The organism is Pseudomonas sp. 5Ae-yellow (genome assembly GCF_014077575.1).
Taxonomy (GTDB): Bacteria; Pseudomonadota; Gammaproteobacteria; order Pseudomonadales; family Pseudomonadaceae; genus Halopseudomonas; species Halopseudomonas neustonica.
The window spans coordinates 18,272-30,862 of sequence record NZ_JACGWE010000020.1 but is presented as its reverse complement, the minus strand read 5'-3'; the positions used below and the strand labels follow the sequence as shown (position 1 = coordinate 30,862).

10 protein-coding genes are annotated in these 12,591 nt (G+C 56.0%); 1 reads left to right on the top strand and 9 read right to left on the bottom strand.

Going from position 1 to position 12,591, the window contains the following annotated elements; translation table 11 throughout:
* Nucleotides 1-149: 149 nt before the first annotated feature.
* The 8 genes from H4J77_RS12905 to H4J77_RS12870 form a co-directional block, all read right to left on the bottom strand.
* Nucleotides 150-2,525: an RND family transporter gene (locus H4J77_RS12905; RefSeq protein ID WP_123888955.1), complete on the bottom strand. Its 2,376-nt coding sequence runs from the start codon at nucleotides 2,523-2,525 to the stop codon at nucleotides 150-152.
* Nucleotides 2,526-2,552: 27 nt separating this feature from the next.
* Nucleotides 2,553-3,674: a YCF48-related protein gene (locus H4J77_RS12900; RefSeq protein WP_182248720.1), complete on the bottom strand. Its 1,122-nt coding sequence runs from the start codon at nucleotides 3,672-3,674 to the stop codon at nucleotides 2,553-2,555.
* Nucleotides 3,675-3,945: 271 nt separating this feature from the next.
* The gene (gene pepN, locus H4J77_RS12895; RefSeq protein WP_182248718.1) at nucleotides 3,946-6,603 is read right to left on the bottom strand and encodes an aminopeptidase N; all 2,658 of its coding nucleotides are present in this window, start codon (nucleotides 6,601-6,603) and stop codon (nucleotides 3,946-3,948) included.
* Nucleotides 6,604-6,682: 79 nt separating this feature from the next.
* Nucleotides 6,683-7,525: a DUF2797 domain-containing protein gene (locus H4J77_RS12890; RefSeq protein ID WP_372237864.1), complete on the bottom strand. Its 843-nt coding sequence runs from the start codon at nucleotides 7,523-7,525 to the stop codon at nucleotides 6,683-6,685.
* Complete coding sequence (locus H4J77_RS12885) at nucleotides 7,525-7,791, bottom strand: YeaC family protein (RefSeq protein ID WP_123888958.1); 267 nt, start codon at nucleotides 7,789-7,791, stop codon at nucleotides 7,525-7,527. Before H4J77_RS12885 ends, H4J77_RS12890 begins: the two co-directional genes overlap by 1 nt.
* 45 nt (nucleotides 7,792-7,836) lie before the next feature.
* Nucleotides 7,837-8,676, bottom strand: coding sequence for a rhomboid family intramembrane serine protease (locus tag H4J77_RS12880; RefSeq protein ID WP_123888959.1), 840 nt, complete (start codon nucleotides 8,674-8,676; stop codon nucleotides 7,837-7,839).
* 7 nt (nucleotides 8,677-8,683) lie between these two features.
* Nucleotides 8,684-9,652 (bottom strand): metallophosphoesterase, encoded by a 969-nt coding sequence (locus tag H4J77_RS12875; protein ID WP_182248716.1) that lies wholly within the window; start codon nucleotides 9,650-9,652, stop codon nucleotides 8,684-8,686.
* 1 nt (nucleotide 9,653) lies between these two features.
* Nucleotides 9,654-10,538 (bottom strand): NAD(+) kinase, encoded by an 885-nt coding sequence (locus H4J77_RS12870; protein WP_182248714.1) that lies wholly within the window; start codon nucleotides 10,536-10,538, stop codon nucleotides 9,654-9,656.
* Nucleotides 10,539-10,751: 213 nt separating this feature from the next.
* Here H4J77_RS12870 and H4J77_RS12865 point away from each other — a divergent pair, with 213 nt between their 5' ends.
* A complete protein-coding gene (locus H4J77_RS12865) occupies nucleotides 10,752-11,684 on the top strand; it encodes a DUF1853 family protein (protein WP_182248712.1) in 933 nt (310 codons plus the stop codon).
* On the opposite strand, the gene H4J77_RS12860 is transcribed toward H4J77_RS12865, so the two are convergent.
* On the bottom strand, nucleotides 11,685-12,539 hold the full coding sequence (locus tag H4J77_RS12860) for a hypothetical protein (RefSeq protein ID WP_123888963.1): 855 nt from the start codon (nucleotides 12,537-12,539) through the stop codon (nucleotides 11,685-11,687).
* Nucleotides 12,540-12,591: the final 52 nt, after the last annotated feature.

Below are 12,591 nucleotides of genomic sequence, written 5' to 3'. Positions count from 1 at the left end.
GTCGTGGTTATCTTTTGTTAATCAGCATATTGATAACAGTTCGGCGACTTTAACCGCAATATCAAGTAACAATTCCTATAACAAGCTAAAATTCCACCCATAAAAAAACCCGCCTGTCAGGGCGGGTTTTTTCTACAACAAGCAGACTATCAGTGACTCATCTTGCTGCCCTTGGAGTTGCGAACCTTCTCGGGATTGATCAGGAAGCGCGCCAGAGCAGGCAACAACAGCATGGCTCCAATCATGTTAACCAGGAACATGAAGGTCAGCATCAGACCCATATCCGCCTGGAACTTGATGGCAGAGAAGATCCAGGTTGCTACCCCGATGGCCAGGCACAGACCGGTAAAGAGAACCGCCTTACCAGTAGAGCGCAGCGTCTCATAGTAGGCTTCCTGCAGTGGCATGCCAGCGCGCAGGAAACTCTCCAGGCGGCTGTAGATGTAGATACCGTAGTCAACACCGACACCCACACCCAGAGCAATCACCGGCAGCGTTGCCACCTTCATACCAATGCCCAGGAAGGCCATCAACGCGTTACCCATTACCGAGGTCAGTACCAGCGGCAATACGATACAGATGGTCGCCGGGAAAGAACGGAAGGTGATCATGCACATAACGCCTACCCAGATATACACCAGCACCAGGATCAGCAGCTCGGAGCTGGAAATGATCTCGTTGGTAGCGGCTTCAATACCAGCGTTACCTGCAGCCAGTTTGAAGACCATGTCATCGGTGTTGTACTCGGCAGCAAAGGCTTTGATCTCATCCGTAGCGCGGGTCAGCGTATCGGCCTTATGATCATCCAGGAAGACCATGACCGGCGCCAACGAACAGCTCGCGTTGAACATACCTGTTGGTGCGCGGCTGATCGCGTTATTCAGGATATCCTGGTTACGCGACAGGCCTTGCCACTTCAGGTTGCCCTCGTTGGACCCCATGATTACCTGCTTGGCAACAGTCACCAGCGATACCGCTGACTGCACACCTTCCAGGTTAGCCATGCGCCATTGCAACTGGTCGATCGCCTCCAGAGTCTCATAGGCAGAGCACTGCTCAGGCGGCGTACTGACCATGACTACAAGAATGTCAGAGCTGGTGGTGTAGTTCTGGATGATGAAATCATTATCCAGGTTGTAGCGTGAATCAGGCCGCAACTCGGGCGCACCGGCATCCAGGTCGCCGACCTTGATGTTGTGCTCCTGATAGATGAAGCAGGATACGCCGCCCACCAGAGCAACAATCACAATCCAGGGCGCAAAGCTTGGGTGCGCCACATAAGAGATCGCGCGCCAGAACGGATGCTCACGTACCGCATCACGCTTACTGCGCTCAACCGCTTTCTTACTGATACCCAGATAAGAAATGGTCACTGGCAACATGATCAGGTTAGTAAACACAATTACTGCCACACCGATAGACGCACCGATAGCCAGCTCGTGGATCACACCGATATCAATAACCAGCAGCGTGATAAAGCCTACCGCGTCGGCCAGAATCGCAATCATGCCTGGCAGGAACAACTGGCGGAACGTACGCCGCGCGGCTGTTAGCGCGTTATCGGCCTCACCCGATTGCAAGGCGATACCGTTGATCTTCTGCACCCCGTGGGAAATACCGATGGCAAAGATCAGGAAAGGTACCAGCATCGAGTAGGGGTCAAGACCGAAGCCGACCAGATTGATCAGGCCTAGCTGCCAGATCACCGCGATAACGGTGGTCATCAATACCGATACGGTACTGCGGATACACCAGGTAAACATGTACAGCAGAACAAAGGTAATGATGAAAGCGATACCGAAGAAGGCTACCACGCCCATCAAACCATCGATCAAATCACCGACCTTCTTGGCGAAGCCGACGATATGGATCTTGATGTTGGGATTCTCTGACTGGAAGCGATCGCGAATCTTCTCTTCCAGCTGATGTGAGAACTCCTTGTAGTCCAAACGCAGCAGCTCGCTCTGGTTCTCCGGATTCGGGTAGAACTCCTGCAGCGGCACCTCAATGATGCTGGACTTGAAGTTGTTCGCTACCAGGCGCCCAATTTCACCGGACTTGAGCACGTTACCGCGCAGCTCGTCCAGATCCTCTTCATTGGTGTAGGACGGATGGTTGGTTACCGGGCCACCATCAAAACCGTACTCGGTGACCTCCGTCCAGCGCACGTTGGGCGTCCACAGAGAGCGCAGGTTGGAGCGATCAACACCCGGCAGGAAGAACACCTCATCGTTGATCTGCTTGAGGGTTTCCATGTATTCGGTGCTGAAGATGTCGCCATCCTCAATCGCCACCGCGATACGAATCGAGTTGCCGAGGTTGGCCAGATCGTTCTGGTGCTCGAGCATGTTGACGATATAGGGGTGTTCCAGCGGAATCATCTTGCCGAAACTGGTATCAGGGCGAACCTGCAGCGCCTGATAGCCAAGAAACACGGTAATAATAGAGAACAGCGCTACAACCATCAGGCGGTTATTAAAGACCAACCGTTCCATGAAAGTTGCGTTTTCCTCGTCGCGGGACATCCAGATTCTCCTGGCTTGTAGTTATTATTAGTTGACTTTGAGACCGTTAGCCGCGGCAGTAGAAACGCCGTGCTGGCCTACAAGCAAGATCTGACCGTTTTCCAGCACCTTGGCAGACGCCAGGGCGATTCGATCAGGACGGGTGGAGACACTGAAGGTTTTACCGTCATCATGGCTGATAACCACCACACCACCAGCCCCTACCACGGCCAACTCACCGCTCTCGGAAACACTCCCACCCAGCAGAGTTGCGCCCAGCGTATTGTTGTTTTGAGTCTTGAGTACCACTTGTTCCCAGCTGTCACCAAAGTCGGCTGAGCGGAACATGTTGCCACGCAGACCCCATACCAGAACGACATTGTTCTGATTGGTACCGGAAACACCAAACCATGAGCCGTCATAGGGGCTATCGGTCAAGGTTTCCCAGGTATCACCATAATCGGCAGAGCGGTACATGGTGCCCATCTCACCAGCGAGAAACAGGCCGGCACCTTTAACTTCAGCGATCGAGTTGTAATGGAAACCATCGGGGTTATCCACCACATCGCTTACGTCTTCCCAGTTCTCGCCACCGTCATCGGTGCGCAGGACGATGCCATAGGCACCCACGGCGAAACCGGTTTGGGCATCACGAAACCAGACGTCCATCAGCGGCCGCTCAAGCAGACTGGGGCCGTCAGGATCAACTGGCACGTCCAGCTCGGGATCACGATACTGCATTGCCCAAGTGGCACCACCATCAGCGGTATGCAGGATCAACGAGTCATGCCCTACTGCCCAGCCGCTCTTGTCGTCGACAAAGAAGACCGCGGTCAATAGCTGACGCACCGGCACAGCGGCCTGTTTCCAGCTGCCACCCTGATCATCGGAATAAACGATGTGTCCACGGCTACCCACCGCTACCAGACGCTCACCGGCCTTGGCCGCATCGAGCAGCAGGTCGGAAGCAGACAGTTCAGACTCAACCGCGGGCTTAATATCTTCAGCAGCTTCGGCCAGGCTAACGCCGGGCGCGGCAAAGCTCGCTATGGCAACAGACAATGCCAGCGTCGAGAATACTGAACGAAAAGGAAAATTTTGCTTGCTGGTCGGTTGAAGCGAGTTCGCCCGGACCATGAATGGAGCGCGCCAATTGACAGGCTTACGCATACACCACCCCTCTTTGTTTTTATATAGGTGCACTGCTCCGCAAGGGAACGATGAACAGATCTCGCCATGCTTGGAGAGCTGAGAGACAGTGTCATATTCAGCTATCGCTCCAGCGGACAAGGCATATTAGAGGCCTACGACGGACTGCACAAATACCTCTTGGTAATTTTTTATTAAAATATTGTCCTTGCGCATACGAAGTAACTCATTTATCGGAGCTTAACTCAAGCCCCCCGGCTCTATCCGGGGGGCATTCTGCCAGTAGTGGCGCTCAGGCGAGTGACTTGCTCACGACTTCATAGACATCAGGCGACAGCTGCTCGGTCGCCAGGACGCGGGCCAATTCCTGCTGCATGAGCTGCTGACGATCTTCGGCGAACTTGCGCCAGCGGCTCAGCGGCGTCACCAGACGCGCCGCAATCTGCGGGTTGAGGCGGTCCAGCTCGATGATGCGGTCAGCCAGGAAGCGATAACCGGCACCGTCAGCTTGGTGGAAGTTAACCAGGTTCTGATTCGCAAAGGCGCCAATCACCGCGCGAACCTTGTTAGGGTTACGCAGGGTAAAGAGCGGATGCTGCATTAGCTCTTCTACCCGCGCCAAACCGCCGGGCAAGGTGCTACCGGCCTGAATACTGAACCACTGATCCATCACCAGCGGATAGGCAGCCCAACGTTCGGCAAAGGTGTCCAATGCCGCCTTGCGCTGCTCATCAAAAGGCGAGTTGACCAGCGCGACCAGCGCCGCCTGACGGTCAGTCATGTTGTTGGCTTCAACGAACTGCCGCACGCAAACGTGCATAATTGCTGGATCTTCGGTCAGCATCAGATAGCCAAGCAGCGTATTTTTCAGGCTGCGCGCCGCCATGGAAGCAGCGTCAGCACTGTACGTCTCGGCAGTCGGCAGCGCGTCGAAACGCTGCTGAATTTCGCTCTTCAGCGTGCGGGCCAGCTCAGCACGCAGCCACTCGCGGGCAAAGTGAATCGCCTCAACGTGCGCTGTCTCTGCTAGCTCTACCAAGTATGCTTCTGATGGCAAGCGAATAATCTCTGCCACCATCGCAGCATCCAGCGAGGTATCGGCCAATACCGTGCGATAGACCTCAGCCAGACGCTGATCAAGGTGCAGCGGACGACCCGTGCGATGAATCTCTACCAGCCCCTGCAACACATCAACCGCCAGGCCCTGAGCAGCCTCCCAGCGATTGAAACCATCTGGATCGTGCTTGGCCAGGAAGACACGATCATCCCGACTGTAGGGATAGCTCAACTTAACCGGTGCGGAAAAGCCGCGTAGCAGCGACGGCAACGGCTGCTGATCAATATTACTGAACACAAATTCCTGTTCCGCCTCGGTAATCGACAGCACGGTCTCGTAACCCCGCGACTGGCTTTCGCCCGCTAGCTGCAGCGCCATCTCCTGCCCTTGCGTATTGAGCAGCGCCATCCGGACCGGAATCACCTGCGGCAACTTCTCACTCTGACCCGGCGTCGCCGGGCAGTGCTGGCGGAAGCTCAGACGATATTCACGCTTGGTTGCATCGTAGTGGCTGGCCGCCTCCATGCGTGGTGTGCCCGCCTGACTGTACCAACGTTTAAACTGGCTGAAATCAGCACCGTTAGCGTCTTCCAGGGCTTTGACAAAGTCATCGCAGGTCACGGCCTGACCATCATGGCGCTCAAAGTACAGATCGGTGCCCTTGCGGAAACCTTCTGCCCCCAAGAGCGTGTGCAGCATGCGCACCACTTCAGCGCCCTTCTCATACACCGTCAAGGTGTAAAAGTTGGAGATTTCAATAAAGGAGTCAGGGCGAACCGGATGAGCCATAGGGCCCGCGTCTTCGGCAAACTGATTGGCGCGCAAGAAGGTGACATCTTCAATGCGTTTGACGGTGTGTGAGTTCATGTCGCCGGAGAACTCGGAATCACGGAATACGGTAAAGCCTTCTTTCAGCGATAGCTGAAACCAGTCGCGGCAGGTAACCCGGTTGCCCGACCAGTTATGGAAATACTCGTGCGCGACCACCGCTTCTACCCGCTGAAAGGCCAAATCGGTCGCGGTATCCTGCTGCGCCAGCACACAGCTTGAATTGAAGACGTTCAAGCCCTTGTTTTCCATGGCGCCCATGTTGAAATCGTTGACTGCCACGATCATGAAGATATCCAGGTCGTATTCCCGGCCATAGGTCTCTTCATCCCAGCGCATGGAGCGCTTGAGGCTATCCATGGCATGATCACACTGCTCGCGATTTTCCGCTTCAACGTAAATACGCAGATCGATTTCGCGGCCGCTCATGGTGACAAAACTGTCCTGTAGCAAGCAGAGATCACCCGCCACCAGCGCAAACAGATAGGCCGGTTTGGGGAAGGGGTCTTCCCAACTAACCCAGTGGCGACCGTTTTCATGATCACCGGAGGAGGCTATCGGGTTGCCGTTGGACAACAGCACTGGATAGCGCTCACGCTCGGCAATCACCGTCGTGGTAAAGCGGCTCATCACATCCGGACGGTCGAGGTAGTAGGTAATCTTGCGGAAGCCTTCCGCCTCGCATTGGGTGCAAAACATGGTGCCAGACTTGTACAGCCCCTCCAGCGCCGTGTTGTTCTGCGGCTCAATGCGCGTGGTGATAGCCAATTCAAAGCTGGCGGCGCCAGGCTGCAGCGTCAGGCTGTCATCATCAATCTGATAATCCGCTGCACTGAGGACTTTGTCATCCAGCTCGACCTTGATCAGCTCAAGCAACTGGCCATCCAGCACTAGCGGCGGCTGTTTATCGGTGCTTGTCTTGTCCGCATTCAGACGCATACTCAGGCGGCTATGCACCAGCGCATGATCCTCAAACAGATCGAAGGTCAGGTGGGTCTCATCGATCCAGTAATCGGGCTGCTGATAATCCTTGAGATAAATAGTCTTGGGTTGTTCGGTACGCATGCAGTGCCCCTTTCCGGCGTTAGCCGGCAAGTGAGGAGATGTCCGCTGCTTATCCAGCAGCGGGCTTTGAATAGCGCTATCAGCTGATGCTGAATGCCAGCTGATAGGCGGTGTATTTACGAATATTGATCACCGCTGTGTCGAGCAGCAGGTATTGGCCCTTGATGCCCATAAGTGTGCCTTCAAGCAACGGGACCTTATCGAGATTGGCTGACTGCGGCTTGGCAACGTACTGCTCAACCGGATAACGAATCTGCAGCGGCTCGACTCCGGTGATGGGCTGAATGGCCTGCAAGCCAAATTGCGCCTGCAGGGCTGCAATACCCTCGCCCGCCAGCGCCAGCAATCGATCGCGCTCGGCGATCATATCCAACTGTTCCGGCTCACCGCGCAGCAAGGCACGCCAATTGGTTTTGTCTGCCACATGCTGACGCAGCAGATCTTCAACCAGACCTGACTGCTGACGTGTAGCCACACGCAGAATCGGCAGCGCCTGACTGGCACCCTGATCGATCCAGCGGGTAGGAATCTGCGTCGCCCGGGTAATGCCCACCTTAAGGCCGGATGAGTTAGCCAGATAGACCACATGATCAGTCATGCAGAACTGTTCACCCCAGGCCGGCTCGCGGCAGGTGCCAAGATGATAATGGCATTTTTCCGGACTCATGATGCATGAGTCACATTGCGCCAGCTTGGTGAAGCAGGGGTAACAGTAGCCCTGATTAAAGCTCTTCTTGGTTTTTCTGCCGCAATGTACGCAGTTGATAACGCCCAGGGCCTGCAGACTTACCTGCTTGCCAATAGCGGCGTTCAGCGCAACGCGTTCCTCGCCAATCGGCAACTGATATTGTACTGGGCTGGCGGCATCCGACAGCTCACCCAGCATCTTGCGCACACTGCCCTGCATGTCTGCGAGCAACATCAGTGCAGAGTTTCCGAACCGGTAGAAAAGAGGATGTTAGGCACCTCTTTCTCAGCCGATTTACACGCTTGCGGGCCCATGTAACCCGTACGCTCCTCTTCCGGCAGGTTATCCTGCTCCCAGGCAATCATCGCCTGCAGCGATAACTCTTTCTGCTCTCGCGTCAGCTTACGGCCATCAGGCCATTTACCGATCTCGACAGCAAGCTTGAGCGCTTGGTATACATCCGGGGTGATGTTACGCAACATATCGATGAAAGAGGTCATCAGGACTCCGGCTAAGCATGGAAAATAGTGGGGTATTGTAACGCGTCACAGGCGGCGCTGCAGCGCCCCGGCAATACTACCGAACAGACAGCCGACCAGCAGCCCGCTGACATGGGCAGCATTGGCGATGGCACCAAACCCCAGCAAACTGACCAGGCCGGACATACAGAGCGCGAGCCACGCCAACATCATGATAACCACGCCCTTGGGCAGCGCGAAATGCGCATTCGGCGCAATCAATTGATACAGCCAGCAATAACCCAGCAGACCATAGAGCACGCCTGACAAGCCGCCGAACAAGCCACTGGTGCCACTCCACCACCATTGTGCGGTATTGGAAATGACACCAATGAGCAGCGTCAGCCCGAGCAGCCATAAGCCACCTGAGCGCATTTCAATACGGCGGCCCAACTCCCAGTACCAGAGCGCGTTAAACGCCAGATGCATGAAACCAAAATGAATAAAAATCGGCGTAACCAGGCGCCACCACTGCGCCATATCAGGCTGCGGTGCAAGATAGCCACTGGCTTCCAGCGGCGTATAGGTCAGCAGCACCACGTTATCCAGATTACTGCCCAGGCCGGTCAAGGCGGCCACCACGGCAGTCACCAGCAACACCAGCAAGGTGACTGGAATCAATCGATAGGATTGACGCCAATAGGCGCTCGTCGGGGTTTCGACAATGCCTCGGTCAGGCTCACGGGTCATGTCACTCAAATCGCGCTGATGCAGCGAGCGAACAATATCGGCGGTCTGCTCATCCACCACCCAAAGCACCTGCATGCCGTTCTCTTCTGCCACGCGATGCACGACGCCGCGGCTACGTAAAAAGCGTATCAGCGGGCGCAGATCTTCTTCCAGCGGACAACTCAAAGCTCGTTGCATGAATTCCTCAGGCGTATTGGGGGACATCGACCCAGACAAAATGATCCGGGTTCAAGCGTCGCTCACCATCCCAGCGGTAGGCAACCAGCTTGCCGTATTTTACGGCGCTGTAATCCAGGCAGGCCAGGTTGGGCCTGATGGGCTGTGGAGCACCCTGCTGCCAATAGTGACCGACAAACAAAATCGGGTCTTCCGGGCGATAGATCTGCAGCTCCGTCTTCTGCTCCTCGGATAACTCAAGCGCAGCCACCTCTTCGGGCAGCGCATCGGGCTGAAACACTACATCACCATAGGTGCGCGGCGACTCCTCCCAGTATTTGGTGCGAAAGGAAGCGCGGGTAAAGCCATCCTTGCCGGTCATGCTAATGCCGTCGGGCAGGCGCATATCGGTGCCCCGCAGCAAGCGATCCAGCGTCTGCGACTCAAAACTGCCCCACTGCCCCGCCGCCAGCAGAAAGTCGCGGTCGATGCAGCCGTCCGGATGTTGCGCGCGAAAGGGTTGGATCAAGCGATCATCCCAGCAGGCATGCACCAGGCGTATTTCATGACAATCAAGAAACAGCGGAAGTTCATAAAACCAGTCGAGAAACGCCTGCCATTCGTCTGGCCAATCGGCGAACTGATCCAGGGTATCGCCAATCAAGCGGTGATGACGCTCATTGTGCTCACGCATAAAAGCGCGACCGCTATCGGCCGGTGCAGGCGTTGCCCAACACAGCGCATTGAACTCATGATTACCCATAATGCAGCGAGCACTGCCTGCCTCCACCATATCGCGCACCAGGTGCAGCGCCTCGCGGATACGCGGACCACGGTCAATGATATCGCCCAGAAACAACGCCTGACGGTTAGCGTGCTGCCACACACCGGCTTTTTTTCGATAGCCCATCTGGTCCAGCAGCCGCTCGACCGTTAGCGCGCAGCCATGCACATCACCGATGATGTCGTATCCACGTTCACTCTCCAGGACACTCATCTCACTGCTCCGTCAGTCGGCTAGACCATCCCAGCTTGCTGCGACAGATGGCGTAGAAGTTATGATCGAGCGGGTGCAGCAATCGCAGTTTCTGCGGCTTCTTGCGGATAGTGATGCTGTCGCCAGGCGCGCAGGAGATATGTACCTGACCATCGCAGCTGACCTGCGGGTAAATACCGTTCTGTTTGGAAATAATGATTTTCAGCTCGCTATTACCATCCACCACTATCGGCCGACTGGAAAGCGTATGCGGGAACATGGGCACCAGCACCACGGCATCGAGCTTGGGATGCATGATGGGGCCGCCGGCGGATAATGAGTACGCGGTTGAACCCGTCGGCGTCGCGACAATTAGTCCATCCGACTTCTGGCTGTAGACAAACTGGCCATCAACATAGAGCTCAAACTCGATCATGCGTGCCGACTTGCCCGGGTGCAGCACCACATCGTTCAGCGCTTCACTGGTGCCCAGCTGCTCCTCGCCGCGGCGCACAAAGGCATCCATCAAAAAGCGCGTTTCGACCATATACTTGCCCGCCAGCACCTCGCCAATCCGGTGCTCCAGCTCGTCTGGTGGAATATCCGTTAGAAAGCCGAGGCCACCACGGTTCACGCCCAGCACCGGAATATTGTACCGACAGAGCGCGCGGGCAGCGCCCAATAAACTGCCGTCGCCGCCGACTACAATGACCAGGTCGCAGATTTCCCCCATCATCTTGCGTGAGCAGACCTGTTGTTGATGACCGGGAAACAGATCAGCCACCGCGTCTTCGAGAATCACGGTATGCCCATTGTCCAGCAGAAAGCGTTTCAGACGCTTGAGGGTATCCACCACACGGCCACTGCCGAGTCGCCCGATTAGCCCGATATTGCGGAACTGGTCCATACCACCTCGATATATGTTCGCTTGTGAGATATCCGGACATGAAGGACACTGGCCGGACAACAACGCTCGCCCAGCAAGTCGTTGACGATTATCTGCGTTGCCCATACTGCGCTAAAAACGGCATCGCTGCTGCGTTCAGGCTTTGCCCGGCCAGCTGGTATTACGATTATTCCGCAGCCGGCCACGTGCTGGCAAATCAGGACCCGATTATTGATGTTGCCGGATTTCACCCATCACATAGTGCGCGACCTGGCTTGGGCCGCCTTCACTGCCCCGCTCATGGATGGCAGCACACTGCCGCTGCGCGATCCACTGCAAGATTCACTCTGGCGCAAAGACCCTGGGCGGCTAGTGTACCTACTACAGCAACTGGATGCAGAGCCAGGGCAGCTGGCCGCGCTATTTCCCCATTCCCGTGACCGTCGGCTGGGCAACTATTATGAACGCCTTTGGCATGCACTGCTGACGCTGGCTCCGGACGTTCACATTGTGGCCCACAACATCGCACTGCGCGACGCGGGCCGAACACTAGGCGAGCTGGACCTGATAGTGCAGGCCGCCAACGGGGAACTGGTGCATCTGGAATTGGCGATCAAATTCTATATGGCCCGGCCAGAGCTGCAACCGGTCAGTGCCGATCGTTCGTGCAGCGATGGGGCATTATGGTGGGGACCAGACCCGAGCGATCAGTTGGCGCGCAAGCTAGCGCGTTTGACCCAACATCAACTGCCTCTTGCCAAACGACTGGCAGCACAGCAACCCACTCACTACCCTGCCGAGCTGCCGCTTCCCGACTACTCCGCAGCCTGGCTTCAAGGTTATCTGTTTCAATCTGCGGCGCAGCAGATGCCACCTGCCTGCGGTCAGACTATACGCAGCGGAGCACAGCTATGGTGTCATCGTGGTCAGGTGGAAACACTACTGGATGCGCAGAGCCGCTGGATCGCGCTGCCGCACAAGGAGTGGCTGATGCCGCCATCAATCGCGACCACCAGCGCGGTGCTGGAGCCACGCCAGATGCGGCACATCTTCGCCGAGGCTAGAGCGCAGCAAGCGGTGATGTTCGCTCGGGTAGATGAAACTGACTGGTATCAGCCGCTGTATGCAGATCGACTGATCTGCGTGGCGGATGATTGGCCGGCGTAATCAGTCAATATCGGTAGAGGTACGACTCTGCAGTTTGCCCAGGTCGCGCTTGAGCGCAACGTTGAGCTTCTGTTGCTGTGCCAGCTCCTGCTTGATATCCAGCAACTCGCCCTGCACGATTTCCAGATGATCTGCGTGCGTGCCCTTGAGCTCAGCGAGCGCTTGGTCCTTCTCAAGCGTCAACGCCTTCAAGCGGTTATTCAACAGCTCAATCTGGCGCTGGTATTCACGCACTTCCAGCGCGTGCCGCTCCATGATGTCATCAAGATCTTCACTGTGCTGTGCAGTCGACTCGATCGGTAACAGCGTGGTGTTGTCCGGATCAATGATAACGCCGCTGCCGTACCAGGTATCTTCCGCCGCCATCTGCAGACGCTCGGGAGATAAAATACCAATAGCTTCTTCATCATCACCCAAAATACCCAGGGTATTACGGGTGACCGCATCCTTGACCAAAGCGAGGTCGTTGGTGCCCGCGCGCTGACCCGGCTTCCAGAGCAGTGGCCGGTAGTTCGGCTGTTTGTTGTAACCAAGGCAGACCAGGCGGATCGGCCCACCGCCCATATCGGGACCACGATCAGCTTTCTCTGCCAGTTGTCGCAATGGCATATTCCACAAGCGGTTTACGTAGCCGTCCAGATCGAAATCGAGGGTGAAAAATACCGCCGCACGAACCTGCAGCCGCGAGTTGATCTGCACGAATACAGCCTCAACCGTTTCATCTTCGAATTCAGGTGACGCTACGAGGCCATCCAGCAGTGCTTCGAACTCGGGAAACAACATCTCTTTGCAGATGCCACGTTCCGAAAAGAACATCACCGCCTCTGTGAGCACTGACTTTGCTGGTTTGCTCATCATCTGTCTCCTTGCCGTGCTCAATACTTTGCGCCTTTTTTAAAGCAAATGC

Excerpts from the sequence above, each read along its gene's own strand:
- H4J77_RS12860 (WP_123888963.1), bottom strand. The coding sequence starts at position 12,539 with ATGAGCAAACCAGCAAAGTCAGTGCTCACAGAGGCGGTGATGTTCTTT.
- H4J77_RS12905 (WP_123888955.1), bottom strand. The coding sequence starts at position 2,525 with ATGTCCCGCGACGAGGAAAACGCAACTTTCATGGAACGGTTGGTCTTT.
- H4J77_RS12870 (WP_182248714.1), bottom strand. The coding sequence starts at position 10,538 with ATGGACCAGTTCCGCAATATCGGGCTAATCGGGCGACTCGGCAGTGGC.
- pepN (WP_182248718.1), bottom strand. The coding sequence starts at position 6,603 with ATGCGTACCGAACAACCCAAGACTATTTATCTCAAGGATTATCAGCAG.
- H4J77_RS12865 (WP_182248712.1), top strand. The coding sequence starts at position 10,752 with ATGTTGCCGGATTTCACCCATCACATAGTGCGCGACCTGGCTTGGGCC.
- H4J77_RS12900 (WP_182248720.1), bottom strand. The coding sequence starts at position 3,674 with ATGCGTAAGCCTGTCAATTGGCGCGCTCCATTCATGGTCCGGGCGAAC.
- H4J77_RS12885 (WP_123888958.1), bottom strand. The coding sequence starts at position 7,791 with ATGACCTCTTTCATCGATATGTTGCGTAACATCACCCCGGATGTATAC.
- H4J77_RS12875 (WP_182248716.1), bottom strand. The coding sequence starts at position 9,652 with ATGAGTGTCCTGGAGAGTGAACGTGGATACGACATCATCGGTGATGTG.
- H4J77_RS12880 (WP_123888959.1), bottom strand. The coding sequence starts at position 8,676 with ATGCAACGAGCTTTGAGTTGTCCGCTGGAAGAAGATCTGCGCCCGCTG.
- H4J77_RS12890 (WP_372237864.1), bottom strand. The coding sequence starts at position 7,525 with ATGTTGCTCGCAGACATGCAGGGCAGTGTGCGCAAGATGCTGGGTGAG.